The organism is Pantoea sp. GCM10028869, from assembly GCF_042666835.1.
Lineage (GTDB): Bacteria > Pseudomonadota > Gammaproteobacteria > Enterobacterales > Enterobacteriaceae > Pantoea > Pantoea leporis.
Genome location: NZ_JBHTGO010000010.1, coordinates 119,754 through 146,152 on the forward strand (window position 1 = coordinate 119,754; position 26,399 = coordinate 146,152).

At 56.0% G+C, this 26,399-nt stretch carries 27 protein-coding genes, 2 tRNA genes and 2 pseudogenes; 11 read left to right on the top strand and 20 right to left on the bottom strand.

Features of this window, described 5'->3' with window-relative positions:
* Positions 1-120: 120 nt before the first annotated feature.
* Together ACFQW4_RS21070 and ACFQW4_RS21075 are read left to right on the top strand one after the other, a co-directional pair.
* Positions 121-432, top strand: a complete 312-nt coding sequence (locus tag ACFQW4_RS21070) for a type II toxin-antitoxin system HigB family toxin (protein ID WP_101762563.1) — start codon at positions 121-123, stop codon at positions 430-432.
* Positions 429-845, top strand: coding sequence for a type II toxin-antitoxin system HigA family antitoxin (locus ACFQW4_RS21075; protein WP_137386846.1), 417 nt, complete (start codon positions 429-431; stop codon positions 843-845). The genes ACFQW4_RS21070 and ACFQW4_RS21075 overlap by 4 nt, the downstream gene beginning before the upstream one ends.
* A gap of 43 nt (positions 846-888) precedes the next feature.
* Here ACFQW4_RS21075 and katG read toward each other — a convergent pair whose 3' ends face one another.
* The 10 genes from katG to hpxU all read right to left on the bottom strand — a co-directional run bounded on the left by katG (position 889) and on the right by hpxU (position 10,432).
* Entirely contained in the window at positions 889-3,087 is a 2,199-nt protein-coding gene (gene katG, locus ACFQW4_RS21080) for a catalase/peroxidase HPI (RefSeq protein ID WP_110867814.1), read from the bottom strand.
* Positions 3,088-3,229: 142 nt separating this feature from the next.
* Positions 3,230-3,565, bottom strand: coding sequence for a hydroxyisourate hydrolase (gene uraH / locus ACFQW4_RS21085; protein ID WP_101762537.1), 336 nt, complete (start codon positions 3,563-3,565; stop codon positions 3,230-3,232).
* Positions 3,562-4,056, bottom strand: a complete 495-nt coding sequence (uraD, locus tag ACFQW4_RS21090) for a 2-oxo-4-hydroxy-4-carboxy-5-ureidoimidazoline decarboxylase (RefSeq protein WP_377727254.1) — start codon at positions 4,054-4,056, stop codon at positions 3,562-3,564. Before uraD ends, uraH begins: the two co-directional genes overlap by 4 nt.
* Before the next feature lie 2 nt (positions 4,057-4,058).
* A complete protein-coding gene (hpxK, locus tag ACFQW4_RS21095; RefSeq protein ID WP_101762539.1) occupies positions 4,059-5,324 on the bottom strand; it encodes an allantoate amidohydrolase in 1,266 nt (421 codons plus the stop codon).
* Positions 5,321-6,556 carry a pyridoxal-phosphate-dependent aminotransferase family protein gene (locus ACFQW4_RS21100; RefSeq protein WP_377727258.1) on the bottom strand — a complete coding sequence of 412 codons (1,236 nt, stop codon included), beginning with the start codon at positions 6,554-6,556 and terminating at the stop codon, positions 5,321-5,323. Before ACFQW4_RS21100 ends, hpxK begins: the two co-directional genes overlap by 4 nt.
* A 21-nt stretch (positions 6,557-6,577) precedes the next feature.
* Positions 6,578-7,309 carry an amino acid ABC transporter ATP-binding protein gene (locus ACFQW4_RS21105; protein WP_101762541.1) on the bottom strand — a complete coding sequence of 244 codons (732 nt, stop codon included), beginning with the start codon at positions 7,307-7,309 and terminating at the stop codon, positions 6,578-6,580.
* The gene (locus ACFQW4_RS21110) at positions 7,290-7,946 is read right to left on the bottom strand and encodes an amino acid ABC transporter permease (RefSeq protein ID WP_097097590.1); all 657 of its coding nucleotides are present in this window, start codon (positions 7,944-7,946) and stop codon (positions 7,290-7,292) included. The genes ACFQW4_RS21105 and ACFQW4_RS21110 overlap by 20 nt, the downstream gene beginning before the upstream one ends.
* Entirely contained in the window at positions 7,946-8,611 is a 666-nt protein-coding gene (locus ACFQW4_RS21115; protein WP_061717544.1) for an amino acid ABC transporter permease, read from the bottom strand. Before ACFQW4_RS21115 ends, ACFQW4_RS21110 begins: the two co-directional genes overlap by 1 nt.
* Positions 8,612-8,614: 3 nt before the next feature.
* Entirely contained in the window at positions 8,615-9,400 is a 786-nt protein-coding gene (locus ACFQW4_RS21120) for a transporter substrate-binding domain-containing protein (protein ID WP_097094836.1), read from the bottom strand.
* A 192-nt stretch (positions 9,401-9,592) separates the two neighbouring features.
* Positions 9,593-10,432, bottom strand: a complete 840-nt coding sequence (gene hpxU / locus ACFQW4_RS21125; protein WP_101762543.1) for a MurR/RpiR family transcriptional regulator HpxU — start codon at positions 10,430-10,432, stop codon at positions 9,593-9,595.
* 121 nt (positions 10,433-10,553) lie between these two features.
* On the opposite strand from hpxU, the gene ACFQW4_RS21130 reads away from it, so the two are divergent.
* The 4 genes from ACFQW4_RS21130 to hpxZ are packed head-to-tail and all read left to right on the top strand — an operon-like array spanning position 10,554 to position 14,115.
* A complete protein-coding gene (locus ACFQW4_RS21130; protein ID WP_377727263.1) occupies positions 10,554-12,140 on the top strand; it encodes a gamma-glutamyltransferase family protein in 1,587 nt (528 codons plus the stop codon).
* A gap of 12 nt (positions 12,141-12,152) precedes the next feature.
* Entirely contained in the window at positions 12,153-12,338 is a 186-nt protein-coding gene (hpxX, locus tag ACFQW4_RS21135) for an oxalurate catabolism protein HpxX (RefSeq protein WP_377727266.1), read from the top strand.
* On the top strand, positions 12,335-13,729 hold the full coding sequence (locus ACFQW4_RS21140; protein ID WP_377727268.1) for an AtzE family amidohydrolase: 1,395 nt from the start codon (positions 12,335-12,337) through the stop codon (positions 13,727-13,729). The genes hpxX and ACFQW4_RS21140 overlap by 4 nt, the downstream gene beginning before the upstream one ends.
* Positions 13,730-13,731: 2 nt before the next feature.
* Positions 13,732-14,115: an oxalurate catabolism protein HpxZ gene (gene hpxZ / locus ACFQW4_RS21145; RefSeq protein ID WP_336767216.1), complete on the top strand. Its 384-nt coding sequence runs from the start codon at positions 13,732-13,734 to the stop codon at positions 14,113-14,115.
* 161 nt (positions 14,116-14,276) lie between these two features.
* Here the strand turns inward: hpxZ and puuE are convergent, their stop codons facing one another.
* From puuE to ACFQW4_RS21160, 3 genes are read right to left on the bottom strand one after another with little or no spacing between them, the layout of a single operon-like run.
* Positions 14,277-15,236 (bottom strand): allantoinase PuuE, encoded by a 960-nt coding sequence (puuE, locus tag ACFQW4_RS21150; protein ID WP_110867822.1) that lies wholly within the window; start codon positions 15,234-15,236, stop codon positions 14,277-14,279.
* A 29-nt stretch (positions 15,237-15,265) separates the two neighbouring features.
* A complete protein-coding gene (gene hpxA / locus ACFQW4_RS21155; RefSeq protein ID WP_110867823.1) occupies positions 15,266-15,997 on the bottom strand; it encodes an allantoin racemase in 732 nt (243 codons plus the stop codon).
* Positions 15,994-16,716, bottom strand: coding sequence for a GntR family transcriptional regulator (locus ACFQW4_RS21160; protein ID WP_101762549.1), 723 nt, complete (start codon positions 16,714-16,716; stop codon positions 15,994-15,996). Before ACFQW4_RS21160 ends, hpxA begins: the two co-directional genes overlap by 4 nt.
* 145 nt (positions 16,717-16,861) lie before the next feature.
* On the opposite strand from ACFQW4_RS21160, the gene ACFQW4_RS21165 reads away from it, so the two are divergent.
* Positions 16,862-18,355 (top strand): NCS1 family nucleobase:cation symporter-1, encoded by a 1,494-nt coding sequence (locus tag ACFQW4_RS21165; protein ID WP_192236769.1) that lies wholly within the window; start codon positions 16,862-16,864, stop codon positions 18,353-18,355.
* A gap of 130 nt (positions 18,356-18,485) precedes the next feature.
* Here the strand turns inward: ACFQW4_RS21165 and ACFQW4_RS21170 are convergent.
* Together ACFQW4_RS21170 and dnaQ are read right to left on the bottom strand one after the other, a co-directional pair.
* Positions 18,486-18,562 (bottom strand) — tRNA-Asp (locus tag ACFQW4_RS21170).
* 134 nt (positions 18,563-18,696) lie between these two features.
* Positions 18,697-19,428, bottom strand: coding sequence for a DNA polymerase III subunit epsilon (gene dnaQ, locus ACFQW4_RS21175; RefSeq protein ID WP_110867826.1), 732 nt, complete (start codon positions 19,426-19,428; stop codon positions 18,697-18,699).
* On the opposite strand from dnaQ, the pseudogene rnhA reads away from it, so the two are divergent.
* A pseudogene (gene rnhA, locus ACFQW4_RS21180) lies at positions 19,382-19,949 on the top strand (ribonuclease HI). The gene dnaQ and the pseudogene rnhA sit on opposite strands and share 47 nt — an antisense overlap.
* Here the strand turns inward: rnhA and ACFQW4_RS21185 are convergent.
* Entirely contained in the window at positions 19,934-20,668 is a 735-nt protein-coding gene (locus tag ACFQW4_RS21185; RefSeq protein ID WP_061723590.1) for a class I SAM-dependent methyltransferase, read from the bottom strand. The pseudogene rnhA and the gene ACFQW4_RS21185 sit on opposite strands and share 16 nt — an antisense overlap.
* Before the next feature lie 40 nt (positions 20,669-20,708).
* On the opposite strand from ACFQW4_RS21185, the gene gloB reads away from it, so the two are divergent.
* Both gloB and mltD read left to right on the top strand, forming a co-directional pair.
* Positions 20,709-21,464 carry a hydroxyacylglutathione hydrolase gene (gene gloB, locus ACFQW4_RS21190; protein WP_336767213.1) on the top strand — a complete coding sequence of 252 codons (756 nt, stop codon included), beginning with the start codon at positions 20,709-20,711 and terminating at the stop codon, positions 21,462-21,464.
* A 71-nt stretch (positions 21,465-21,535) separates the two neighbouring features.
* Entirely contained in the window at positions 21,536-22,909 is a 1,374-nt protein-coding gene (mltD, locus tag ACFQW4_RS21195) for a murein transglycosylase D (protein ID WP_377727276.1), read from the top strand.
* A 153-nt stretch (positions 22,910-23,062) separates the two neighbouring features.
* Here mltD and ACFQW4_RS21200 read toward each other — a convergent pair whose 3' ends face one another.
* Both ACFQW4_RS21200 and ACFQW4_RS21205 read right to left on the bottom strand, forming a co-directional pair.
* Complete coding sequence (locus tag ACFQW4_RS21200) at positions 23,063-23,866, bottom strand: endonuclease/exonuclease/phosphatase family protein (RefSeq protein WP_008105211.1); 804 nt, start codon at positions 23,864-23,866, stop codon at positions 23,063-23,065.
* 290 nt (positions 23,867-24,156) lie between these two features.
* Positions 24,157-24,276 (bottom strand): annotated as a pseudogene (locus ACFQW4_RS21205) (MFS sugar transporter); the annotation flags it as partial.
* Between the two features lie 100 nt (positions 24,277-24,376).
* Here ACFQW4_RS21205 and yafC point away from each other — a divergent pair.
* A complete protein-coding gene (gene yafC, locus ACFQW4_RS21210; protein ID WP_377727280.1) occupies positions 24,377-25,285 on the top strand; it encodes a DNA-binding transcriptional regulator YafC in 909 nt (302 codons plus the stop codon).
* Between the two features lie 15 nt (positions 25,286-25,300).
* Here yafC and dkgB read toward each other — a convergent pair whose 3' ends face one another.
* A complete protein-coding gene (dkgB, locus tag ACFQW4_RS21215; protein ID WP_377727283.1) occupies positions 25,301-26,104 on the bottom strand; it encodes a 2,5-didehydrogluconate reductase DkgB in 804 nt (267 codons plus the stop codon).
* Between the two features lie 169 nt (positions 26,105-26,273).
* A tRNA-Asp gene (locus ACFQW4_RS21220) sits at positions 26,274-26,350 on the bottom strand.
* Positions 26,351-26,399 lie beyond the last annotated feature (49 nt).

Sequence of the window (26,399 nt, forward strand, 5' to 3'; positions counted from 1 at the left end):
GTGGACGCTGCGCGGCACATTTTCCCCTCTCTTAAAAACCCGCTAAAATTTTGTTTCCTGCTTGGAAACATGGCATTATTGCGCTACGATGTTTCCATGTTGGAACATGTCGAGGGAATGATGCACGTTATCTCAAGGAAAGTGTTTACAGAAGCGACACGGAGTTTTCCAAATGATGCAGCAGCATTGGATGCAACTTATCGAACTTTAAATGGCAACGATTTTGCCGATCCAGATGCGCTCAGAGCCTTTTTTCCAAGTCTTGACCGAATGAAATACCGGGCGAAATGGTGGGTGATTAACGTGGGTGGAAATAATCTCAGAGTGATGTTTTTTGCTGATTTTATAGCCCAACGAATCTTCATTAAACACGTTGTAACGCATGCCGAGTATGACAAATGGGTCAAGCATTATCGGGAGAACAAAGAATGATTGCCGAAGCCATCCAGGCCAGCAACAATCTGATTAAAGCCGTTCCGCTGCTGGGCGGAAGTAACGCGAAAGCTGATTATGAGCAGGCGTTAGAACTGGTGGAGTATCTGATTGAACATCAACCTGATCATCCGCTGATTGAAATGCTCACCGATAAAGTGGCGAAATATGAAGATAGTGCGCCGGAATTTGCTGCGTTCAACGCGCGTGTCACTGCATTACCTGGCGGTGTCGCGTTACTGCGGGTGTTGATGGATCAACATAATCTCAACCAGTCATCCTTCGTGAATGAAATTGGTCAGCGTTCTTATGTAAACCGAATTTTGAAAGGAGAACGTTCGTTGACAGACAAACACAAAGCCGCGCTGGCTAAACGTTTTAACCTGCCTTTCGAAGCATTTCGCGAAGATTAAAAGAGGAAGCCGCAGCAGAGAAATCCGCTGCGGCTTTTTAAGCTTACAGCTCGAAGCGATCCAGATTCATCACTTTTGTCCAGGCGGCAACGAAGTCGGTCACGAACTTCTGCTTCGCATCGCTGCTGGCGTAAACCTCGGCCAGCGCGCGCAAGATAGCGTTCGATCCAAACACTAAGTCGGCACGTGTCGCAGTGAACTTCACTTCGCCGCTCAGACGATCGCGACCTTCAAACAGCTCTTCGCTCTCATCGGTGGCTTTCCACGCGGTACGCATGTCGAGCAGATTAACAAAGAAATCATTGCTCAGCACACCAACGCGGTCGGTGAATACGCCGTGCTGGCCGCCGTCGAAGTTGGTGCCCAATACGCGCAGGCCACCGAGCAATACCGTCAATTCTGGCGCGCTCAGCGTCAGCTGTTGGGCTTTATCCAGCAGCAGCGTTTCGGTTGAAGAACCTTTGGCGCTGCGGCGATAGTTACGGAAACCATCGGCCAGCGGCTGCAGGAAGTTGAACGACTCAACGTCGGTTTGATCCTGACGCGCATCCACACGGCCCGGCGTAAACGGCACTTGCGTTGCCACGCCAGCGGCTGAAGCGGCCAGTTCGATACCTACGCTACCTGCCAGTACAATGACATCGGCCAACGATGCTTTGCCTGATTCCTGCTGAATCTTCTGCAGGATTGGCAGCACATCATTGATTACGCTAGCATTCACCGCCCAATCTTTCTGCGGCGCTAACGCCAGACGCGCACCATTGGCTCCGCCACGTTTGTCACCGCCACGGAAGGTGGAGGCTGAAGCCCAGGCCACTGAAACCAGCTGGCTGACGCTCAGACCTGAAGCCGCAATGCGCGCTTTAATCTCGCTGATATCAGCCGGCGTTGGCTGATGAATCGCCTGCGGTAACGGATCCTGCCACAGCAGATCTTCCTTCGGCACTTCCGGACCGATGTAACGCGCTTTTGGTCCCATATCGCGGTGCGTCAGTTTGAACCAGGCGCGGGCAAAGGCTTCGTTAAATGCCTGCGGATCGTTGAGGAAGCGGCGCGAAATCTTGCCGAACTCTTCATCGAAACGCAGCGTCAGATCGGTCACCAGCATAGTTGGTTTACGTTTTTTCTCTGGATCAAACGGATCCGGGATAATCGCTTCGGCATCAACCGCTTCGAACTGGATGGCGCCTGCTGGGCTGCGTGTCTGTACCCATTCGTATTTGAACAGGTTCTCGAAGAAGTAGTTGCTCCACTGCGTGGGAGTTTGCGTCCACACCACTTCCAGACCTGAAGTGATGGCATCTTTACCCACGCCGCTGCCATAGCTGCTGGTCCAGCCAAGGCCCTGCGCTTCAATCGGTGACTCTTCAGGATCAACGCCAACATGGCTGGCTTCTGCCGCGCCGTGGGTTTTACCCAAAGTATGACCGCCAGCAATCAGCGCCACGATCTCTTCATCGTTCATGCCCATGTTGCCGAAGGTGGCACGAATCGCCGGCGCCGCTGATTTTGGATCGCCGCTGGCTTCCGGGCCTTCCGGGTTGACGTAGATCAGGCCCATTTCGGTAGCGCCCAGCGGTGCATTGGCCAGCGCTTCTGGATGGCGATGCGCCAGCCATTCGGTTTCGTGGCCCCAATCCACATCCATATCCGGTTCCCACACGTCTTCGCGACCGGCACCAAAGCCGAAGGTGCGGAAGCCGGCGTTTTCCAGCGAGACGTTACCCGCCAGGATGTAGAGATCGGCCCAGGAAATTTTTTGACCATATTTCTGTTTTACCGGCCACAACAGGCGACGCGCTTTATCGAGGCTGACGTTATCCGGCCATGAGTTCAGCGGCGCAAAACGTTGCTGACCGCGACCTGAACCGCCACGACCATCAATGGTGCGATAAGTACCCGCGCTGTGCCACGCCATGCGAATGAACAGCCCAATATAGCTGCCCCAGTCGGCTGGCCACCAGGATTGCGAATCGGTGAGAAGTGCGCGGATATCGGCTTTTAACGCGGAGTAATCCAGTTTGCTGAATTCGTCGCGGTAGTTGAAGGTGTCACTAAGCGGGTTGGAACGGTTGGAGTGCTGGTTTAACAGATCGACGCGTAACATATTGGGCCACCAGTCGCGGTTGGATGTCCCGCCACCGGCGCCGCGCGCCAGAACACTCTTCTCTTCAGACGCCCCGTGATGAAAGGGGCACTTGCCTGCGGCTGCTGCATTATCGTTATTGTCGTGCGTGCTCATGTTTATCGGCTCCATTGGCTTCATATTGCTTTCTAATATGCGACTAAGATTAGCCGCACTTTCGCCAGGAATATATTTGGATGAACCGAAGGTTTTGATAGTTACTGGCTTTCAAGCGCAGCGCGTGAAGTGGCGCACATTATCAGCTGCCGCGATAAGTCGACCACGACCACGGCGAGATGAGAAACGGCAGATGATAATGGCTGCCTGTGGCGCCAATCACGAAATCAATCTGCGCACTCACGTAGAGCGCATCGCGCCCTTCGGCAGCAAAGTAGTCGCCAATTTCCGCCGTCAAACGGTAATGACCTGGCGCCAGCGGTTCGGGCGTCAGATCTTTAATGCGTCCGTCGCTGTCGGTGTTGCCTTCCACCAGCGGCAGCCAGCCTTCCGGGCTATTTTGCTCGAGCGAAACCGCCACGCCAATCGCCGGTTTGCCCAGCGCGGTATCGAGAATATGCGTCGTAATGGTGCTCATGTGATGCTCTCCTTTAGCCGCAACAGGGTAATTTCACGCAGCTGCGCCAGCGCTTCACGCTGTTCACTCGCTGCATCATTGTTAAGCCGACGCTGCAATTCTGCCAGCATCTCTTCGCCGCTGCGCCCTTTGGCACGAATCAGAAACACCCGGCCAAAGCGCTGCTCATAGGTTTGATTGCCCGCCAGCATCGCCAATTGCAACGCGCCGTCCGCCTGCTGCATCGCCGACTGCTCACTGCGCGACAGCGTGGCCTCTTTGTCCGCGCCCGCCACGTTGTCGCCAATGCGTGGATGGGCACTCAGCGCCTGCTCAAGATCAGCGGCTTGCCACAACTGCGCCAAACGATCGGCTTCGGCCTGTAAAGCCGCAACGTCGGCGAAAGGTCGCGCCGCCACCAGCGCCTGCGGCCAGGCGGGAATCGCCACGCAGTGCGCAATCGCCGCCTGCGCAGCTTGAGGTGAAAGCTGATTAAAGTTGACCAAATCCATCTTTATTCCTTAGCGCGCGCAATATCGCAAACCGCTTGCAGATAAGCCTGCACGCCCAGCGCCACATCAGCGGTTTGTACTGATTCCGCCGGATGATGGCTGATGCCGCGATGGTTGCGCACAAACAGCATGCCCACCGGCCAGCGCTCGGCGATAGCAATTGCATCATGCCCCGCGCCGCTCGGCAGCGACAGGCTGCGCCCTTGCACGGTTTCTACCGCATGGCTCAGCGCCTGCTGCAACCGCGCATCACAGGCGGTAGCGGCAATGTGGTAATACTCGTTGGCGCTGAAGGTTAAGCCGCGACGCAGCGCAATCGCCTGCGCCTGGGTGAGCAGCGTGGAGAGTAAACGCTCCAGTGGCTCATCCTGCGGACCGCGTACGTCAAGCGACAGCTGCACTTCACCGGGGATCACGTTAACCGCGCCCGGCAAGCAGCTCAGCGTGCCGACGGTCGCCACCAGCTGCGGATCGTGCTCTTGCGTGGTGTGCTCAATAAACACCATCCATTCAGCGGCAGCGGCCAGCGCATCTTTGCGATGCGTCATCGGCACAGTGCCCGCGTGACCCGCTTCACCGATAAAGCTGCAGTTCAGACGACGCGCGCCGTTGATCGCCGTGACCACGCCAAGCGCCAAATCTTCCTGCTCAAGACACGGACCTTGCTCGATATGCAGTTCCAGATAGGCGGCGATGTCATTGACCTGACGCGCCGCGTCGTGAATCTTCGCCGCATCGAAACCGACATCCTGCATCGCTTCCGCCACGGTGATGCCGTTGCCATCCGGGTGCGTCACCCAGCTTTCCGGCCAGCTGCCGGTTATGCCACGGCTGCCGAGCAGCGTAATGCCGAAGCGCGTTCCCTCTTCGTCGCCGAAGCCGACAATCTCAATCGCCAGCGGCAAACGCTGCTGCCGATCGTGCAGCCACTGCACGGTTTCAATGGCGCTTAACACGCCGAGCATGCCGTCGTAGCGACCGGCATTGCGCACCGTATCCAGGTGCGAACCGAGCAGCAGCGCCTGCGCGCCCGCCTGCGCCGCTTCGTAGCGACCGCAAATGTTGCCTACTGCATCCTGCCACGTCGTCATGCCCGCGGCCTGCATCCATTCACCGACGCGCGCGTTGGCACGCAGCTGCTCCGGCGACAGATAAACGCGCGTCAGGCCATCTTCGCTTTCGCTGATCTCAGCCAGCGCATCACAGCGCGCCATGACGCGAGCGGCGGCGATCTGCGCCTCGCTGGCGGTCATCAGGCTTTTATTCATGCGCGGCTCCCGTAAAGATCCCACGCCGCCTGCATCCCCGCGCCTTGCGTGGTGCGGAAGCCAACATGATTCAGCACCGCTTCCAGCGCGCTCAGGGTTTGCATCACGCAATCTTTACGCGCGTTGTAGCCCATGGTGCCGATGCGCCACACTTTGCCATGCAGCGGACCAAACGAAGTGCCGATTTCGATACCGAAATCTTCCAGCACCAGCTTGCGCACCTGATCGCCATTCACGCCCTGCGGGATCACCACGCCGAGCACGTTATTCATTTTGTTTTTTAAATCGCCAAAGGTTTCGAGGCCCATGCCCTGAATGCCTTTCAGCAGCGCATCGCCGTGCAGCTTGTGGCGCGCGATGCCGTTATCTAATCCCTCTTCCATTATCAGACGCGCACATTCACGCGCGCCAAACAGCGCGGTGGTGGCTTCGGTGTGGTGATTGAGGCGCTCCGGGCCCCAGTAATCCATGATCATGCCGAGATCGAAATAGTTGGAGTAGATCATCTCGTCGTCGCCATCCTGATGATCGGCGGTGCGGATGCCCTCTTCCACGCACTTGCGCTTGCGGATCACCGCTTCCATCTGCGGGCTCAGCGTGATTGGCGACGTACCGGATGGACCGCCAAGGCACTTCTGCATCCCGGCGGAGACCGCATCCAGGCCCCACGCATCGGTTTCCAGCGCGTTACCGCCGAGCGACGCGGTGGCATCGGTGTAGAACAGCACGCCATATTTCTGGCAAATCGCGCCCAGCGCTTCCAGCGGCTGCAGCATGGTGGTGGACGTATCGCCCTGCACCGTCAGCAGCAGGCGCGGCTGCACTTTTTTGATCGCGTCTTCGATCTGATCCGGCATAAACACTTCACCCCACGGCACTTCAATGGTGTGCACTTCCGCGCGGCAGCGGCGGGCAATTTCACACAGCAGATGACCGAAACGGCCAAACACCGGCACCAGCACTTTGTCGCCCGGACGGATCGCCGACAGCAGAATCGCTTCGATACCGGCGCGTGACGTGCCGTCGATCAGCATCGTCCAGCGGTTTTCAGTGCGGAATACGCCACGGTACAGCGCCATCACTTCGTTCATGTAGTGCGTCATCGCCGGATCGTACTGGCCGATCAGCTGGCTCGACATGGCGCGCAGCACGCGCGGATCGGCATTGATCGGGCCCGGTCCCATCAACAGACGCTGTGGCGGATTGATTTGCGAAAATTGGCTGATATCCATGTTGTATTCCTTAAAGAAAGCTTAGAGGCGCACGGTAGAGATAAACTGCTTCAGCTCCGCGGTTTGCGGATTGGCGAACAGCGTTTTGCTGTCGCCCTGCTCCCAGACGCGCCCCTGATGCATAAAGACCACGCGATCGCCCACGTCGCGGGCGAAGTTCATTTCATGGGTGACAAGAATCAACGTCATGCCTTCGGCGGCCAGCTGCTCCAGCACTTTCAGCACTTCGCCCACCAGCTCGGGATCGAGCGCGGAGGTGATCTCATCACAGAGTAAAACTTTGGGCTGCATCGCCAGCGCACGGGCAATCGCCACGCGCTGCTGCTGACCGCCCGACAAATTGGCCGGATAGTAATTGATGCGCTCACCGAGGCCGACTTTCTCCAGCATCTGCGTTGCCAGCGCACGGCATTCGGCTTCACTTTTCTTCAGCACACGGCGCGGCGCCAGCATCACGTTTTCCAGCGCCGTCATGTGCGGGAACAGATTGAAGTTCTGGAACACCATACCGACCGAACGGCTAATTTCACGCGCCTGCGATTCGCGGTCGGTAATCGTCATACCGCCGAGTTTGATGCTGCCTTCCTGATAACCTTCCAGCCCGTTCATGCAGCGCAGCAGGGTACTTTTACCCGATCCGCTGCGGCCGATAATCGAGATCACTTCGCCGTGATCGACGTCGAGATCGACACCTTTCAATACGTGGTTGTCGCCGTAGTACTTCTGTACCTGATTAATGGTGATGAGCGGCATTGAATTTTTTCTCCAGGTACTGGCTGTAACGCGACAGCGGATAACACATCAGGAAGTAACCGAGCGCTACCAGGCCAAACACCTTGAACGGCTCATACGTCACGTTATTCAAAATGGTGCCGGCTTTGGTCAGCTCGACGAAACCGATAATCGAGGCCAGCGCGGTGCCTTTAATCACCTGCACGGCAAACCCAACCGTAGGCGCGATGGCGATACGAATCGCCTGCGGCGCCACCACGCGAAACAGCGTTTGACCAAAGGTCAGGCCGAGACAGCGCGACGCTTCCCACTGCCCTTTTGGCAGGGCGCGAATACTGCCGTACCAGATATCCACCAGAAACGCGCTGGTGTAGAGCGTTAAGGCCAGCGAGGCGGCGGTCCAGGGCGCCACGTCGATGCCGAACAAGCCGACGCCGAAGAAGGCGAGGAACAGCTGCATCAGCAGCGGCGTGCCCTGAAACAGCTCGGTGTAGGCGCGCACCAGGCGCATCGGCCATTTACGTTTCAGCAGGCGCATAAACAGCAGCGGCAAGGTCACCAGCGTGCCGCCAAAAAACGCCACCAGCGAAAGTAAAATTGTCCAGCGCGCTGCCAGCAGCAGGTTGCGCAGGATGTCCCAGTCGGTAAATTGCGTCATCATGCCGGCTGCGCTCCCAACCATTTACGTCCCAGCGCCAGCAGCAGTTGGCGCATGGCAATCGACAACGCCAGATAGATCAGCGTGGTCACGAAATAGACTTCAAAACTCAAAAAGGTGCGCGACTGAATCAGGTTGGCGGCGAAGGTCAACTCTTCGTACGACACCTGCGACACCACCGACGAGCCGAGCATCACAATGATGCATTGGCTGACCAGCGCCGGATAAATACGCTGCAGCGACGGCGGCAGCACCACGCGGATAAAGGTTTGCGTGCGGGTCAATCCCAGCACGCGCCCCGCTTCCCACTGGCCGCGCGGCGTCACCTGAATGCCGGCGCGAATAATTTCGGTGCTGTACGCGCCAAGGTTAATCAACATCGCCAGCAGCGCGGCTTCACCCGCCGTCAGTTTCAGACCCAGATTGGGCAAACCAAAGACGATGAAAAACAGCTGCACCACAAACGGGGTATTGCGGATCAGCTCGACGTACAGGCCCCAGATGCGGCTCGCCCAGCTCGGTTTGCCGCTGCGCAGCGCCGCGCCGAGAATACCGAGGCTGACACCGCCCACGGTGGCGAGCACGGTGATCTGAATCGTGACCCACAGTCCGGCCAGCAACTCTGGCCAGTGCGGCCAGAGATCGGCGAAGTTAAGTTGCGCCATACTTTATGCGCCGAGGTTCGCTGGCAGCGGCGCTTTCAGCCACTCTTCCGACAGCTTGTTCAGCGTGCCGTCTTTGATTCCCTGCTCAATCAGCGCATTCACTTTCTCTTTCAGCGCCGGCTCATCTTTTTTCAGGCCGATGTAGCACGGTGAATCTTTCAGCATAAACTGGGCAACCGGCGCTTTTTCGGCGTTCTGGCGCGCAATCGCCGCCACCACCAGGTTGCCCGTCGCCACGTACTGCACTTGTCCGGAAAGGTAGGCCGACAGCGTGGTGTTGTTATCTTCATAACGCTTCACCTGCGCCTCTTTCGGGGCGATATCGCTTAACACCATATCTTCCACTGCACCGCGCGTGACGCCGATGGATTTGCCGCTCAGCGCTGCCGCATCTTTCAGCGTTTCGCCTTTCGGACCAAATACGCCGAGGAAGAACGGCGCGTAAGCGCGGGTGAAATCGATCACTTTTTCACGCTCGGCGTTTTTACCCATGCTGGAGATCACCAGATCGACTTTATCAGTCTGCAGATACGGCACGCGGTTGGCACTGGAAACGGGCACCAGCTGCAACTTCAGTTTCATCTGTTTGGCGAGATACTTCGCCATGTCGATATCGTAGCCCTGCGGCTGCAGGTCTGTACCTACAGAACCGAACGGCGGGAAGTCTTGCGGAACCGCCACGCGGATCACGCCGCGCTTTTGGATATCCTGCAGCTGATCGGCCATCGCACTCCCGACCTGCGCCATCAGCAATGCCGCGCCCGCTACCGCTAATAATACTTTTTTCATTATGCACCCCGGTGAGTTTACGTGAAACAAAAGATTCTTGATGAATCATTCTGCAACTAATGTGCCAACCGCAGTGCCGGGAGAAGAAAGGGGAAAAAACGGGGATTTACCGCGTTGAAGGCAGCAAAAACGGGCATCGCGCCCGTTGGAATTAACGATCAAAAACAGTGCAATGCACCACAATGGCGCCCGTTAACGGTGTTCCAGCTCGTCGAGATGCTGATAAAGATCGGCAATTTGATGGATGCGCTGACGGCCCTGCGACAACATTTCATGCAGCAACGCATTTGCCAACAGGTTAATCAGGCTCATGGCGGAGGCGTAGCTATCAAAAGCGGAAACGCTGTCGAGCGGCGCACAAAGCTGCCAGCGCGCCAGCGTAATAATCCCCTGCGCCTGCGGCTCACACAGCGCCAGTACGGGAATGTTGCTCTGCTGCAGCTGCTGCATCAGCGGGCGAATGATGCGTGGACGGCGGCGAAACGCCATCACCACCACGATATCGTCGGGCGTGATATCCACCAGCTCTTCACCCAGCGTCTGGCCCGGCTGCGGCAGCACATGCACCTGCGGACGCGCCTGCATCAGCTGCTGACGCAGGTGCAGCGCCACCGGATAGGCGTTACGCATGCCGATGATAAATACCCGTTTTGCCGCGCCCAGCGCGCTAATCACCTCGCCAAACTGCTGTGGATCGATGCTGTTGACCCACTGCGTCAGGTTGGCCATCTCCTGCTTATAGTGGCGTGACAGCAAGGTGTTGCCCTGCACCGCATCGCGGTTGTCGGTAAGCGGCATGCCGCTCTGGCGCAGGATGCGCAGCTCGTCGCGCATGTCCTTATATTTCTCGTAACCGAGACGCTTGAATAAACGGCTGACCGTGGCCTTCGACACACCGCTCAGCCGCGCCAGCTCGGCGCTGTTGTAGCTGATCAGGTCATCAAAGTGGTCAAACACGAAGTCGGCAATGCGCTGCTCCTGCGGCGACAGTTGCGGATAGTGACTACGAAGGCGTTCATCAAGTTGTTTCATCATCGGTCCTGTAACTTTCGTTTCATCACAAGCTAGCATAAATCGATCCAGATTGATGTCCGTTCAAAACTGGAACAGCTCTTGCTTCCCATTAACCACGTACCCAGAAAAAGAGTTCTTTATGATACAGAGCAACATGGCGCCGTTAGGCATGGCCGTTACGCCGCACCATCTCGCCAGCGAAAGCGCGTTAGCGGTGCTGCGCGAAGGCGGCAATGCGCTGGAAGCGATGGTGGCGGCCGCAGCCACCATCGCCGTGGTTTACCCGCACATGAACGGTTTGGGCGGCGACGGCTTCTGGCTGGTGGTGCCGCCAAACGGCGATCCCATCGCCATTGACGCCAGCGGCGCAGCCGGTTCGCTGGCACATCTTGATTTCTACCATGGCGAAACGCAGATTCCGCATCGCGGCCCCAAAGCCGCCTTAACCGTGGCGGGTACCGTCAGCGGCTGGCAGGAAGCGTTAACGCTGGCGCAGGAACTTGGCGCGACGCCGCTGCCGTTAACCCGCCTGCTGCGCGATGCGATTCGCTATGCCGCCGACGGCATTCCGGTCACCGCCTCGCAAGCCGCCGCCACCGCCGCCAAACAGCACGAGTTGCAGCATCAACCTGGTTTTGCCGCCACCTTTTTACCGGACGGCAGTGTGCCAGTTGCCGGCAGTCGCTTCACCCAGCCGGCGCTGGCGAATACGCTGAGCATGCTGTGCGATCACGGGCTGGAAAGTTTCTATCGCGGTGAACTGGCGCACCATCTGGCGCGCGAAATGACTGCGCTGGGAATGCCAATCACGCTCGAAGATTTGCAAACGCACCAAGCCCGCCGCTGCACGCCGCTGCATCTGGCGCACAGTGAAGGCGATATCTGGAACATGACGCCGCCGACGCAGGGTTTGGTGTCGCTGGCGATCCTCGGCATTACCGATCGGCTGAATATGGCTGACGCCAATGAAGCGCAAACCGTGCACCGCATCGTTGAAGCCACTAAAAAAGCCTTTGCGCTGCGCGACAAGCACATCACCGATCCGCGCCACATCGACATTGATGTGCAGCGTCTGCTGGATGAGGAACACCTCAGCACGCTGGCGGCGCAGGTGGACGATCAACAAGCCGCTGCGTGGGGCACCGGGCGCGGGCCGGGCGATACCGTGTGGATGGGCGTGATGGACAGCAGCGGATTAGCCGTTTCGTTTATCCAGAGCGTTTATCACGAATTCGGCAGCGGTGTGGTGCTGCCCGGCACCGGCATCACCTGGCAAAACCGGGGTGCCGCCTTCAGCCTGCAACCCGAACATCTGCTGGCGCTGCAGCCGGGCAAACAGCCGTTCCACACCCTGAATCCCGCCGCCGCGCGTCTCAAAGATGGCCGCACCATGGTGTACGGTTCGATGGGCGGCGACGGCCAACCGCAAACCCAGGCGGCGATTTTCACCCGTCACGTGATTCAGGGACATCCGCTACAGCAGGCGGTGAGCGCGCCGCGCTGGCTGCTGGGTCGTACGTGGGGACAATCATCCGATTCGCTCAAGCTCGAAGCGCGCATCGCGCCGGAAACGGTGCAGCAGCTGCGTGCGCTCGGCCATGAGGTTGAACTGCTACCCGATTTCAGTGAAGTAGTCGGCCATGCGGGCGCGATCGTCAGACACAACAACGGCATGCTGGAAGGCGCGTTCGATCCGCGCAGCAACGGCAGCGCCGCCGGTTTCTAACGGAGATTATTGATGAGTTCACAACCGGACTGGGCCACCTATATCGCCCAAATGGAGCAGATTCTGGCGCTGGGGCTGGATGATGCGCGCCGCGCCGAGCTGCTGACGCAGTTCAACCGCATCGCCGCCATGGCCGAGCCGCTGATGGCGCTGCCGCTCGACGATCGCCTGGAAGTGGCGGGAGTGTTTCATCCATGAAACTGTCGTCATTATCGATTAATGCCCTGCAGCAGGCGCTGAGTCAGGGCGAGATCAGCGCCCGCGATATCGCGCAAAACACGCTGGCGGCGATTGAACAGCATAAGGCGATCAACGCCTGGACCGAAGTCACCAGCCAGCGCATGCTGCGCGAAGCCGATCAGATCGATCTGCAGCGCCAGCGCGGTGAAGCTTTGCCGCCGTTAGCCGGCATTCCTTACGCGGTGAAAAACCTGTTTGATGTCGCCGGACACAGCACCTTAGCCGGAGCCAGCCTGTTCAGCGAACGCGCGGCGGCACGCGAGGATGCGTGGGCGGTGAGCAAACTGCGCCAGTCTGGCGCGCTGCTCTCCGGCATGCTGAATATGGATGCCTATGCTTATGGTTTTACCACGGAAAACACCCATTACGGCGCAACGCGCAACCCGCGCGATTTAACCCGCGTGGCGGGCGGATCGTCCGGCGGTTCAGCGGCGGCGGTGGCAGCGGGTTTGGTGCACTTCTCGCTCGGTACCGACACTAACGGCTCGATCCGCGTGCCCGCTTCACTGTGCGGTATCTTTGGCCTGAAGCCGACCTTTGGCCGCCTGTCGCGCAGCGGCAGCCATCCGTTTGTCGCCAGCCTCGATCACATCGGCCCGTTTGCCCGTTCGGTTGAAGATTTGAGCCTGGTGTACGACACCTTGCAAGGTGCCGATGCCAGCGATGCCTTCCAGGCCGCGCAGCCCGTCTCGCCAGCTAGCACAGGGCTCAGCAAGGGCGCAGAAGGCGTGCGCAGCGCAGTACTCGGCGGGTTCTTCTCAACCTGGTGCAGCGATGAAGCGCGTGCCGCCGTGGCGGTGGCAGCTAAAGCGCTGCAGGCAATCGACGAAGTGACCTTGCCGAATGCGGAGATCGCACGCTCGGCGGCCTTTATCATGACCGCCGCAGAAGGCGGCAATCACTACTTGCCGATGCTGCGTACGCAGCCGGAGCAGTTCGAGCCCAACTCGCGTGAGCGCCTGCTGGCCGGTGCGATGCTGCCTTCGGCATGGTACGTGCAGGCCCAGCGTTTCCGCCGCCACTTCCAGCAGCAGGTGCTGCCGCTGTTTGAGCAGTTTGACGTGCTGATTGCGCCCGCCACGCCCTGCACCGCCACCACCATCGGCCAGGAAACCATTCATATCAACGGCCAGCATTTGCCGACGCGCGCCAGCATGGGCATGCTAACCCAGCCGATTTCGTTCCTCGGCTTACCGGTCTGTACCGTGCCGCTGCAAACCGCCAGCGGCTTGCCGATAGGCTTGCAGCTGATCGCTGCGCCGTTTAAAGAACATCTGGCACTGCGCGCTGCCTGGGCGCTGCAACAGCAAGGGCTGACGCTGCCACAAACCACCTTAATGGATGCCTGAAGATGACACCTGAACATATCGATCGCCCGGCAATTCTTGCCGAAGTCACCGCCGCCTTTTACCGCTATGAGCAAGCGCTGATCGGCAATGATGTGGAGGTGTTGGATGAGCTGTTCTGGCACGACAAACGCACTGTGCGTTTGGGCGCGGGTGAGAATTTGTATGGCATTGATGAGATCCGCGCTTTTCGCGCGGCGCGGCCGTCAAAAGGGTTGGAACGCGAGTTACGTAATACGGTGATCACCACTTTTGGCGATGACTATGCGGTGTGCAGTACGGAGTTTACGCGTGAAGGTGTAGAGAGGATCGGACGCCAGCAGCAGACGTGGGTGCGATTGCCATGCGGCTGGCGGATTGTCGCGGCGCAGGTGAGTTTGATGAGTTGAGTTGGGTGGTTTTTCCCCTCACCCTAACCCTCTCCCGCACGCGGGCGAGGGAATGATTAGGCTACCGCATGCGGGAGAGGGATGATTAGGTGGAGTGATTTGTTGAACCGGGGCGGGATCGGCGCCTTCTCCCGCTGGCGGGAGAAGGTTGGGATGAGGGGCTAAGCGCTCGGTGCCGGATGCGTCGCGATCCAGTGATCGGCAATTTGCTGCCGCGTACACACCCACACATCTTCATGCTGCTGAATATGATCGAGGAAGCGCTGCAAGCCACGGAATTTCCCCGGACGTCCCAGTAAACGACAGTGCATGCCAATCGACATCATCTTCGGTGCCGTTTCGCCCTCTTCGTACAGCACATCAAAGGTGTCGCGCAAATAGGTAAAGAACTGCTCCGCCGTGTTGAAGCCCTGCGGCGAGGCGAAGCGCATATCGTTGCACTCCAGCGTGTAAGGGATGACCAGATGCGGTTTAACCGTGCCGTCCTGACAGGTGACCTGCGTCCAGAACGGTAAATCGTCGCCGTAATAGTCGCTGTCATAGCTAAAGCCGCCCTGCTCGACCACCAGGCGTCGGGTGTTGGGGCTGTCGCGGCCGGTGTACCAGCCGGTTGGCGCTTTGCCAAACAGGTCGGTTAACACGTCCACCGCCTGCTGCATGTGCTGGCGCTCGGTCTTGGCATCCATCGCCTGGTAGTGAATCCAGCGCCAGCCGTGGCTCACCACGTCGTAATCCGCCGCTTTGATCGCCTCAACGATGTCCGGATGACGCGCCAGCGCCATCGCCACGCCAAACACCGTCAGCGGCAAACCGCGCTTTTGAAACTCATTGTGGATGCGCCAGAAACCGGCGCGCGATCCGTATTCATATAGCGAATCCATCGACATATGGCGATCGGCGTAGCTGGCCGCGCCGATGATATCGGAAAGAAACTGCTCGGAACCGGCGTCGCCATGCAACACGTTGTTCTCGGCGCCCTCTTCGTAATTAAGGACAAACTGCACCGCGACGCGCGCTTTGCCCGGCCACTGCGCATGCGGCGGGTTGCCAGCGTAGCCGATCAGATCGCGCGGATAGTTTTTGTTGAAGCTGTACTCTTTCTTGCCAGATACATCATTCATTCTGTAAGTTCCTGTCGCTCAACCAGTGGTTAGTTTAGGTGCTGAAAGGCTCCGCTGAGCGGTTTTTCGAGTGGATAATCGAGATCGCCGTGCTTGCTGGTACCAAAGCCTAGCGCCACCAGCGACTCCACCATTTTTACCGCAGCGCTGACCCCGTCGATTACCGGCATGCCCAGTTCTTTGGTGAGATCCTGCGCCAGCGTAGCCATACCGCCACAGCCCAGCACAATCGCGCCGCTGCCATCTTCGCGTTTGGCCTGCATGCAGCGCTGACGCACTTTCTCCTGCGCCACGCCGCTGCCGTCTTCGAGCGCCAGCACCGGCAGATCGATGGCGTGCAGCGCGGCACAATGGTGTGTGAAGCCATATTGCTGCAGCAGATGGCGCGCAATCACCAGCGTGCGCGGCAAGGTGGTGACAATCGAAAAGCGCGTCGCTACCAGCGTGGCGGTGTGCATGGCCGCTTCCGCAATGCCGATTACCGGGCCGCTTGCCAGTTCACGCGCCGCCAGCAATCCCGGATCGCCGAAGCAGGCAATGATATGGCCACTCACGCCCTGCTCTTTGCCGCGTTTCACCTGCTCCAGCACACCAATCGCCGCGATGGCCTCATCAAAATGACCTTCAATCGACTCGACGCCGTGAGTCGGGCACACCGCCAGAATCTCGGTGCCCGGCGCGGCGACGGCGCGCGCGGCAGTACCCATGGTTTCCGTCATCGCTAAGCTGGTGTTGGGATTGATGACCTGAATCAGGCTCATGATGCCGCTCCTTTGTTACCGGCAAATAACCGGGTGAAATCAGGCAAGGTTTCGCCGCTGCGCTCAAAGTGCAGGCTGGCAACAATATGTTCGAAGTGATGCTGCAGCGCCGCCGTCAACCCCGGCAGATCTTTTTGCCGCAGCAGATCCACCAGCCGATCATGATGATCGCATCGGCAGCCGCGCTGCCACGGTGCACCGTAAGCGGCAATCACCAGCGACGAACGCTGCGTCAGGCGCGTCACCATATCGGTGAGCACTGCGTTACCGGAGATCGCCTGCAGCTGAATATGGAACGCGGCGGAGAGACGAATCGCCGCGGCACCATCATGCTGATCATGTGCCTGCTGCTCTTCTTCAATCAGCACGCCGAGTGCCGCTAAGTGCGGTGCCTGCACGTGGCTCAGCACCGCCGGCAGATTGGCGCACTCTAATAAACTGCGGGTGGCGAAGATGTCGCGGGCTTCATCCACGCCCGGCGTCGCCACCTGTGCACCACGCCTGGGCGACAAAGTGATCATTTGCACCGCGGCGAGGCGTTGCAGCACCTTACGAATGCCGGTGCGACTCACGCCGAAGACATCCGATAAGGCTTCTTCCGGCAATTTACTGCCCGGCGGCAGTTGATGCTCAACGATGGCGGTAAGCAGCGCCTGATAGATAGGTTCATCGCGATCGTTCAGATCGGCAGCCGTTTTCTGGCCTGTTTCACTCTTCATTACCCGCTCCGGTAAGTGACTGTGTGCTGCACATCGTATACGTGAAATTAATTTTTTGTATACAAGAAATCATTTCTGGCCTGGATCCTGCAATACCGTTTCACGCTGTGATTATTTTTCCATGATGTTGAGAGGAGCAGGTTTCATGCCAAATCATTCTGAAGTGACCTCGCGGGTGGCCTCTGAAGCCAACGCACAATACAGTCCACGTCTGTGTAATGACGATCTGGCGCCGACGCGCGACCAGAACTGGTCGTGGTACAACATCTTTTCGTTCTGGATGTCGGACGTGCACAGCATGGGCGGCTACGTGGTGGCCGCCAGCTTCTTTACCCTCGGGCTGGCGAGCTGGCAGGTGCTGCTGTGCTTGTTAGTGGGCATCTGCATTGTGCAGCTGTGCGCCAATCTGGTGGCCAAACCGAGCCAGATGGCAGGCGTACCGTACGCGGTGATTTCGCGTCAGGCGTTTGGCGTGTTCGGCGCTAACATCCCGGCGATTATTCGCGGGCTGATCGCTTTTGCGTGGTACGGCATCCAGACTTATCTGGCGGCTAACGCGCTAATGCTGGTGCTGCTGAAGTTCTTCCCCACCCTGAGCAGCATGACGCAAAGCAGCTGGCTCGGCTTATCTCAGCTGGGCTGGTGTTGTTTCGGTGTGATGTGGTTACTGCAGGCGATGGTGTTCTGGCACGGCATGAACGCGATTAAACGCTTTATTGATGTCGCCGGTCCGGCGGTGTACGTGGTGATGGTGGCGCTGGCGGGCTGGATTGTATACAAAACCGGTTTCGATGGTATCTCCTTTACGCTGGCCAGCAAGCAGTTGAGCACCGGCGAGCAAACCTGGCAGATGATTACCGCCACCGCGCTGGTGGTCTCCTACTTCTCCGGTCCGCTGCTGAATTTTGGTGACTTCTCGCGTTACGGCAAAAGCATGGGCGAAATTCGTCGCGGCAACCGCTGGGGCTTACCGTTCAACTTCCTGCTGTTCTCGATTGTCACCGTGGTGATTGTCTCCGGTACGCAATCGCTGTTCGGCAGAATGATCACCGATCCGATTGAAACTGTCAGCATGGTGGGTAACGACGTGGCGGTGGCGATTGGCCTGCTGACCATGATTATCGCTACCATCGGCATTAATATCGTGGCGAACTTTGTTTCGCCGGCATTCGACTTCTCGAACTGCTCACCGCAGAAAATCAGCTTCCGCACCGGTGGCATGATTGCCGCAGTTGGTTCGGTGTTACTGACGCCGTGGAACCTGTTCCAGTCGCCAGAACTGATTCACTACACGCTGGATGTGCTGGGCTCGTTTATTGGGCCGCTGTTTGGCATCCTGGTGGCCGATTTCTATCTGATTAAACGCAGCAAAGTCTACGTGGATGACCTGTTTGATGACACGCCGAAAGGACGTTACTGGTATCGCGGCGGCTTCAACCCGAAAGCGATTGCCGCGCTGCTGCCGTCGGTGGGCATTTGTCTGGTGATCAGCTTTATTCCTTCACTGCATGCGGTGGCGAACTTTAGCTGGTTTATCGGCGTGGCGTTGGGTGCGGGCTGCTATCGCTGGCTGGCGCGCGCTGACCGCGAAGAGTCGGTGGCGGCGTATCGCGCGACGGTGGCGGTACAGAAGGATTAAGTTGCGTGCGCGCTGGCCCTCATCCCATCCTTCGCCCGCTTGCGAGAGAAGGCGGGGGATGAGGGAAAGCGATACCATTTGGAAAAAGCAAAAAGCCGATGCATTTCTGCATCGGCTTCTTTAAATAGATTGGCGGAACGGACGGGGCTCGAACCCGCGACCCCCTGCGTGACAGGCAGGTATTCTAACCAACTGAACTACCGCTCCGCGCTTTGTTCCCCGTCGAGAACGAGGCGCATATTAATAGCAGCTTTCACACCCGTCAACGCTTTTTCTGTGGGAATGTTTCGTTTGACGTTTTTTTCAGCTTAACGTCGATTTTGCACGCAAAATCAGCCGTTTTACACGCGCCACAAGCAGCTACCACCCTTCTTCTGCACCAAATCCAGACGACCTTCGTGCGCAGCAATCTCTTCATCGCTGGCGCTGACCACGCGCAGACCTGAACTCGGACGCACAATGCGCTGAATGTTCTCCGCGCCGCCCTGATTGTTCTGCTCACCGTCCAGAGAAAATGCCAGCGAGGTTTGACCGCCGGTCATCATCAGGAATACTTCGGCCAGAATCTCGGCATCGAGCAGTGCGCCGTGCAGCGTACGCTTGCTGTTGTCGATTTCATAACGGTTGCACAATGCATCGAGGCTGTTGCGCTTGCCGGGATACATCTTACGCGCCATCGCCAGGCTATCGGTGATCTGGCAGAAGGTTTCGGTTTTGCCGATATCCCGCTTCAGCATGCCGAATTCATAATCCATAAAGCCGATATCGAACGATGCGTTATGGATCACCAGCTCTGCGCCACGGATGTAATCAAGGAATTCGTCGGCGATATCCGCAAACATCGGCTTGTCGGCAAGGAATTCGTCGGCGATACCGTGAACACCGAACGCTTCCGGATCCACCAGCCGATCGGGCTTCAAATACATGTGGAAGTTGTTGCCGGTCAGGCGACGGTTGATCACCTCAACCGCACCAATTTCAATGATGCGATGTCCTTCATAATGCACACCGATCATGTTCATGCCGGTGGTTTCAGTATCGAGGACGATCTGGCGGTTATTTGCAGTGCTCATAGGACTCGTTTTATGTCAGACTTGGCGTTTTGTCAGAAGGAAGTCTACCAGAGATGCGCAAACAGGTAGAAATATTCACCGATGGATCTTGCCTGGGCAATCCCGGTCCCGGCGGTTATGGCGCCATTTTACGTTATGGCGCGCATGAAAAAGAGTTCAGTACAGGTTATCGCCTCACCACTAACAATCGCATGGAAATGATGGCGGCTATCGTGGCGCTCGAAGCGTTAAAACAGCCGTGTGAGGTGGTGATCAGCACCGACAGCCAATATGTTCGTCAGGGTATCACCAGTTGGATCCACAACTGGAAGAAGCGCGGCTGGAAAACCGCCGATAAAAAACCGGTAAAAAATGTCGATCTGTGGAAACGTCTCGATCTGGCGCTCAGCAACCATGAAATTAAGTGGGAATGGGTAAAAGGCCACGCCGGGCATCCGGAGAACGAACGCTGCGACGAACTGGCACGCAGCGCGGCGGGAAATCCCACTCAGGATGATATCGGCTATCAGGTTGAATCCTGATCCTTCACTTCACGAAACTGGCGCGTGACATTAACCGTTTGCCGTAGCTGGCTTTGACTCAGATTCTTCTTCATTTTGGTGGGCGTTAGCGGGAACGTACGTTTACGTGCCACCACAATGTTCAAACAACCGAGCGCCGGTAAATGCGCGCTGATCACCCTGCCGCCCTGCCGATGCCACGGCACCACCTGAAAACGGGTGCGGTAAACCACCTCATAATTCAGCAGGCCCAGCCAGTCGAGCAATCGTACCTGGCTGAACATCCGTCCACTCCACGGCGCGCGCGAGTGCAGACCCGGAATGCCTTTGCTAATCCCTAATAAACTGAAAGGGTTGAAGCCGCTGATGATCATCCAGCCATCATCGATCAATACCCGATCTACTTCACGCAGTACGCGGTGCGGATCCTGACTCCACGCCAGCGTGTGCGCCAGTAAACAGGCATCAACGGATTTAGATTCAAAGGGTAATTGCGTGTTATTGGCGATAACCTGTAATTCATCGCCCTCAATGCCCACATTCACCTGATGCGATATGGCACACTGGCTGGTGTTGATTTCTGCGCTGAGGCTGCCAATTTTAAGCATATGAAAGCCATATAGCTTGCCGAGATAAGGCTGCAGTTGCTGAGTGAGCGCGTCGCGAAAATAGTCTCCCATTGGCATATCGCGCCAGGAGCGCGGTGCGGTCAGGATTTGGCGTGTTTTAGCCGGCTTCATGCTCTACCATTTTCCTTTTTCTACGACCTGAGAGGTGTTTATGAATCTTACCAGCATTCCCGCATTGCAGGATAACTACATCTGGACACTAACGGACGATGACAATAGGTGTTTGATAGTCGATCCCGGCGAAGCACAGCCGGTGCTGGATAAAATCAGGGCCAATCATTGGCAACCCGTGGCGATTTTGCTGACACATCATCATCACGATCACGTCGGCGGTGTGGATGAGCTGCTGCAGCACTATCCCGAATTGGCGGTTTTCGGTCCAGAGGAAACGGCAGATAAAGGGGCGAAGCGTATTGTGGCCGAAGGTGATGAATTTACCCTGCTTGGGCTGAATTTCCGTGTCATCGCAACACCCGGTCACACTTTAGGACATATCTCATATTTCAGCTCCCCTTATCTTTTCTGTGGTGACACGATGTTTTCTGGCGGCTGCGGGCGTTTATTTGAAGGCACTGCAGAGCAAATGTTCGAATCATTTCAAAAACTTAATCAGCTCCCTGAAGATACTCTCGTTTGCTGCGCGCATGAGTACACTTTATCCAATATGAAGTTTGCTGCGGCTATTCTGCCCCATGACCCTAAAATTTTGGCAAGGTATCAGCAAATTAAGGACTTACGCGCAGAAAACCGCATCACTTTACCAACAAAACTGGCCTTAGAGCGGGAAATAAATTTATTTTTACGCACGCAAGAGGCTGATTTACAACAGGCTTTAGGCACTAATGTCTCATCATCAGCGTTATGGCAAACTTTCGCCGATCTACGCGAGAAGAAAGACCGCTTTTGATATTTGAGGTTGTGTTGTGGTGGACCGTCACGTATAGTTGCTCGTCTTTTAAGCGAACTATTGACACACACATGAAGGCTAAAGCGATCTTACTCGCCTCGGTCTTGCTGGTAGGATGTCAGGCATCAAGGAATGACGCCAATATCCCCGTACAGCATGCCCAGAGTCTGTCTTCAGCTGGTCAAGGTGAAAATGGAAAGTACGGAGATCGATTGTTGTCGCCGCGATGGCAGGATGATGGAACAAGCCTCGCAGAAGATACTGATCTCTGGAATCACATTAGTGACGAGTTGAAGATGGGGATTCCGGAAAACAGCCGGATCCGCGAACAAAAAACAAAATTTTTAAAAAATAAGAGCTATCTCCACGATGTAACATTACGGGCAGAGCCGTACATGTACTGGATTGTCGAGCAGATACAGAAACGTAAAATGCCGATGGAACTGGTACTGCTACCCATAGTGGAGAGCGCTTTTGACCCACACGCAACATCTTCTGCGAATGCCGCCGGCATCTGGCAGATTGTTGCACAAACGGGCAAAAACTATGGTTTGAAACAGAACCAATGGTACGACGGACGCCGCGATGTGGTGGCCTCGACCAAAGTAGCGCTGGATATGATGCAGCGTCTGAACGGTATGTTTGACGGCGACTGGTTACTGACCATCGCCGCCTATAACAGCGGTGAAGGACGTGTGCTGAAGGCGATGAAACAGAATAAGGCGCGCGGTAAGCCGACTGACTTCTGGAGTTTATCGCTGCCCCGCGAGACCACGGTTTACGTACCTAAAATGTTGGCCTTGAGTGAGATTCTCAAGAACAACAAGCGTTACGGTATCAAACTGCCGACCCCGAACGAGAGCCGTGCTTTAGCTCGCGTAGAGGTGGGACAGCAGATTGAACTGACGCAGGCCGCCGATATGGCCGGAATGTCTCTCAGCAAGTTGAAGACATTTAATGCCGGTTATAAAAACGGTGCCACTGCGCCAAATGGACCGCACTACATTATGGTGCCTAAGTCCAACGTTGCTAAGTTGCGCGATTCACTGGCTTCCGGTGATATCGCTTCCGTGCAGCCTACCGAGATGGCGAAAGTCAGTGCGGCAGGAAACAGCTATATGGTACGCAAAGGCGACACCTTGTCTGGCATTGCCAACAAGCTTGGCGTAACCGTCAGTGCACTGAAACAGCAGAACAATCTGCGCAGCGCTTCAGTTCGTACCGGTCAGACTCTGACCGTGAGCGGCAAAGCGAGCACGCAATTGGCTGATAACGGCAACAGCATCACCTACCGTGTACGTAAGGGTGATTCTTTTGCCAGTATTGCTAAACGCCACGGTGTGAACACCAAAGACGTTATGCGCTGGAACAGTGACGCTAAAGACATTCAGCCGGGCGACAAGCTCACGCTGTTTGTGAATAATAGCGCAACACCTGATACCTAATGTCCCGAAAAGGCTGGCTTTTGTCAGCCTTTTTCATTTTCTGCTTCTGCTAAATTCTGCATATCGCCTGTTCAGGCACTGACTTACCTTATGCTGTAATATTTTCAGCTGAATGTTATGACGGTTGCGAAGCGGGAGCTCGAGCGTATTGGCTTAACGCTCGATACCGTAGAGAGAGTTGAACTCAACCAGCAGCGGATTGTGATCTGATGCGCGCGTCACCAGTACAGAAGCTTCACTGACCTTCATATCGCGGTAGAAGACGAAATCCAGTGGGCGCCCAAAGGCTTTTCGGCGATGGTCATCGGTGAAGTTCACCTCACGCAAAGACATCTCCCGCGCAAAGCGATACAGCGCATTCATGCGCTGGCGGCTCCAGGCGTTGAAATCCCCCGCCATGATCACCGGTCCGCGATGATGTTGAATCTGTTCGCCAATCGGCCCCAACTGTTTGCTGTAGACATCGACACCGAGACTGAAATTGACCGCGTGGATATTCACCACCATTAGCATTTCGCCCGTGGGTAATGGATACGCCGTGACCAGCGCAGATTTGGCCAAACGCAGCAGCGGCTCACGTTCCCGTAGTGGGCAACAGTACACAGGGTGCGCAGACGCCAACGTCATGACGCCGGAAGGATGTTGCGGTAAGACAAAGGCTGGCACCTGATCGGCCGCGAGATAGTTACTGGTGGCGAATTTGACCAGTTCAGGCGTGGCCTGCGCCTCCTGCAGCAGAACAAGGTGGGCATCTTTGCCAAAACCCTGGAGCACAGACATCCAGTCTGCACGCTGTTGCTTGAAGATATTCCAGACTAAAACTCGCAGTGTGGGATCAGCTGGCAAAGGTGCGCCAGGCGGTAATGCCTGCCCAAGATGCAGCATTGCCCCCGGCGGAAAAATCCGTTCTGCTGGCTGACCTGCTACATAACGCATTGAATAAGTTTTTTTCCGCACTTTCCCGCCCAACTGGTTTACGACTCGCACTTCACCTGACTGTTATAGGGATTTTAGCGCGGGGTTTCAATTGGTGTTCTTGATTGTCGGAATTCGCCTCACAGCTTACCAATGTAAAAGCCTGCCAGCTGGCAGGCTTTCGTGCGGGTTATTCCATCGCTATCGCAGTCTGAGTTTTATCGAGTTGGCCACTCAATCGCACTAGCAGCAGCGTGCCAGGTACATACACCGTACCGATCCACGGGGTTTGCGCCAATCCATAATGTTCAACAATGCAGAATCACGCTCACTGCGGCAGGCAGCGTAATACGGAGTTGTTCAGCGATGGTTGGGCTCAGAACGACGATAACAAATTCTGTCGTTCCGATCGCACAGGCACTGATCGTCAGCGCCCAAAGTGCAATTGGCATGATTAACTCCCATTAAGGTTTTGATGGGCATTAGTGTTGCCGCATGCTTTAATGACAAAAAGATGCAAAGTGAGAGTGGACTTTTGCTTTTGGAGGGATAATGAAAGCATCGTCAGATGAGCTTAAGGTGTTTATCGCTGTAGTGGAGAGCGGCAGCTTCAGTCGCGCTGCAGAGCAGTTGCACATGGCCAATTCAGCGGTGAGTCGTACGGTTAAAAAACTGGAGAATAAGCTGGGTGTCGCGCTCTTAACGCGTACTACGCGTCAGCTAGCGCTCACTCATGAGGGCGAGCATTATTTTCGCCGCGTGCAAAAGTTGATGCAGGAGATGTCAACCGCCGAGAGCGAGTTGATTGAGCGTCAGATGGTGCCTCAGGGCATACTTCGTATTGATGCTGCCACACCCGTAATTCTGCATCTGTTGCTACCGATGATTAAACCCTTTCGTGAGCGCTATCCCAATATCACACTATCGCTCATCTCTTCAGAGAGCTTTATTAACCTCATCGAACGTAAAGTCGATGTGGCGATTCGCGCTGGCAATTTGACGGATTCTACACTGCGCGCTCGTTTGCTCTTTATAAGCTATCGCAAATTAGTGGCGACGCCGGCTTATCTGGCGAAATATGGTGTCCCTGCATCAACCGCTGATTTGGCTCAGCATGAATGCCTTGGCTTCGTTGAAACGCCACGCTTAAATCGCTGGCCTGTCGCAGATGAAGGTGGCGATCTTTATGACATCACGCCAGGAATGTCATCTAACAGCGGCGAAACGCTTAAACAGCTAGTGCTAGGCGACCAAGGTATCGCGTGTTTATCAGATTTTATGGTGGATAAAGAGATAGCTGATGGTACTTTTATTGAACTGCTTGCTGAACAGCGTATTCCAGTTGAGATGCCTTTTAATGCAGTCTATTACAGTGACTTAGGAGTTAGCCAACGCGTCAGGGCGTTTATCGATTTTCTGAGTGAATGGGTTAAAGCTCAGCCCTGGCGAGTGCAGGGCTGAAAAGGGATGCAGTGATTAATCCCAGTCTGGCGCCAGACCTTCTGGACTCACTAAGCGCTGATGACGATCCAGCGCGGCAATATTTGCCATATCTTGATCGTCTAGCTGCAGATCAACCGCTGTCATGTTGCTCGCCAGGTTTTCACTTTTAGTTGATGACGGGATCACCGCGTAACCTAACTTCATCGCCCATGCCAAAACAACCTGTGCCGGAGAAGCTTTGTGCTTCTGTGCAATGGTATTAATTACCTCATCCTTCAGCACTTCTCCATAAGCTAACGTCATGTAAGAAGTGATGTGAAGACCATTCTTTTTAGCAAAATCAACCACCTGCCGATTCTGCAAAAAGGGATGCAGCTCAATCTGGTTAGTCGCTATATTTTCCACGCCAACCGCGTCAATCGCCTCTTTCATCAAAGCAATTGGGAAGTTTGAGATACCAATTTGACGCGTCAGCCCTGCTTCTTTTGCTGCCATCAATGCCAACATGCTCTCTTTCACCGATACCGCCGATCCGGGAGAAGGCCAGTGGATTAAGGTGAGATCGACATAACCGGTGCGCAGCTTTGCCAGGCTCTCTTTCAAGCTGGGAATCAACTTTTCAGCCGAAAGATTGTCGATCCAAATTTTAGTGGTAATAAACAAGTCGCCACGTGCTGCGCCATTCTCAGCGATCGCCTGGCCCACAGCCGCTTCATTTTCATAGATTTGCGCAGTATCAATTGTGCGATAGCCAAGTTCCAACGCAGTTTTAACTGAATGGATTACAACGTCATCTTGCAGGCGGAAAGTACCTAAACCAAAGGCGGGGATTGTCATAATTTCCTCATCGTATAGCGTTATGTTTCGATGGGAATTATTTTGGCAGGTTTATTGTTGCCGAAAAATCCGTATATAAGCAGAATAATTTTGATTTTTTATCAACAATAATGACAAAATTGCAGACATGAAAAAGCCCTGACTTTTCAGTCAGGGCTTATCAATTAAGTGGCGGAACGGACGGGGCTCGAACCCGCGACCCCCTGCGTGACAGGCAGGTATTCTAACCAACTGAACTACCGCTCCACCGATTCTGTACTGATATCAGACAATCGTTCTGATTTCAGGTGTTTCG

Coding starts and splice junctions, on each gene's coding strand:
- ACFQW4_RS21070 (WP_101762563.1), top strand. CDS start 121: ATGCACGTTATCTCAAGGAAAGTGTTTACAGAAGCGACACGGAGTTTT.
- ACFQW4_RS21075 (WP_137386846.1), top strand. CDS start 429: ATGATTGCCGAAGCCATCCAGGCCAGCAACAATCTGATTAAAGCCGTT.
- katG (WP_110867814.1), bottom strand. CDS start 3,087: ATGAGCACGCACGACAATAACGATAATGCAGCAGCCGCAGGCAAGTGC.
- uraH (WP_101762537.1), bottom strand. CDS start 3,565: ATGAGCACCATTACGACGCATATTCTCGATACCGCGCTGGGCAAACCG.
- uraD (WP_377727254.1), bottom strand. CDS start 4,056: ATGGATTTGGTCAACTTTAATCAGCTTTCACCTCAAGCTGCGCAGGCG.
- hpxK (WP_101762539.1), bottom strand. CDS start 5,324: ATGAATAAAAGCCTGATGACCGCCAGCGAGGCGCAGATCGCCGCCGCT.
- ACFQW4_RS21100 (WP_377727258.1), bottom strand. CDS start 6,556: ATGGATATCAGCCAATTTTCGCAAATCAATCCGCCACAGCGTCTGTTG.
- ACFQW4_RS21105 (WP_101762541.1), bottom strand. CDS start 7,309: ATGCCGCTCATCACCATTAATCAGGTACAGAAGTACTACGGCGACAAC.
- ACFQW4_RS21110 (WP_097097590.1), bottom strand. CDS start 7,946: ATGACGCAATTTACCGACTGGGACATCCTGCGCAACCTGCTGCTGGCA.
- ACFQW4_RS21115 (WP_061717544.1), bottom strand. CDS start 8,611: ATGGCGCAACTTAACTTCGCCGATCTCTGGCCGCACTGGCCAGAGTTG.
- ACFQW4_RS21120 (WP_097094836.1), bottom strand. CDS start 9,400: ATGAAAAAAGTATTATTAGCGGTAGCGGGCGCGGCATTGCTGATGGCG.
- hpxU (WP_101762543.1), bottom strand. CDS start 10,432: ATGAAACAACTTGATGAACGCCTTCGTAGTCACTATCCGCAACTGTCG.
- ACFQW4_RS21130 (WP_377727263.1), top strand. CDS start 10,554: ATGATACAGAGCAACATGGCGCCGTTAGGCATGGCCGTTACGCCGCAC.
- hpxX (WP_377727266.1), top strand. CDS start 12,153: ATGAGTTCACAACCGGACTGGGCCACCTATATCGCCCAAATGGAGCAG.
- ACFQW4_RS21140 (WP_377727268.1), top strand. CDS start 12,335: ATGAAACTGTCGTCATTATCGATTAATGCCCTGCAGCAGGCGCTGAGT.
- hpxZ (WP_336767216.1), top strand. CDS start 13,732: ATGACACCTGAACATATCGATCGCCCGGCAATTCTTGCCGAAGTCACC.
- puuE (WP_110867822.1), bottom strand. CDS start 15,236: ATGAATGATGTATCTGGCAAGAAAGAGTACAGCTTCAACAAAAACTAT.
- hpxA (WP_110867823.1), bottom strand. CDS start 15,997: ATGAGCCTGATTCAGGTCATCAATCCCAACACCAGCTTAGCGATGACG.
- ACFQW4_RS21160 (WP_101762549.1), bottom strand. CDS start 16,716: ATGAAGAGTGAAACAGGCCAGAAAACGGCTGCCGATCTGAACGATCGC.
- ACFQW4_RS21165 (WP_192236769.1), top strand. CDS start 16,862: ATGCCAAATCATTCTGAAGTGACCTCGCGGGTGGCCTCTGAAGCCAAC.
- dnaQ (WP_110867826.1), bottom strand. CDS start 19,428: ATGAGCACTGCAAATAACCGCCAGATCGTCCTCGATACTGAAACCACC.
- ACFQW4_RS21185 (WP_061723590.1), bottom strand. CDS start 20,668: ATGAAGCCGGCTAAAACACGCCAAATCCTGACCGCACCGCGCTCCTGG.
- gloB (WP_336767213.1), top strand. CDS start 20,709: ATGAATCTTACCAGCATTCCCGCATTGCAGGATAACTACATCTGGACA.
- mltD (WP_377727276.1), top strand. CDS start 21,536: ATGAAGGCTAAAGCGATCTTACTCGCCTCGGTCTTGCTGGTAGGATGT.
- yafC (WP_377727280.1), top strand. CDS start 24,377: ATGAAAGCATCGTCAGATGAGCTTAAGGTGTTTATCGCTGTAGTGGAG.
- dkgB (WP_377727283.1), bottom strand. CDS start 26,104: ATGACAATCCCCGCCTTTGGTTTAGGTACTTTCCGCCTGCAAGATGAC.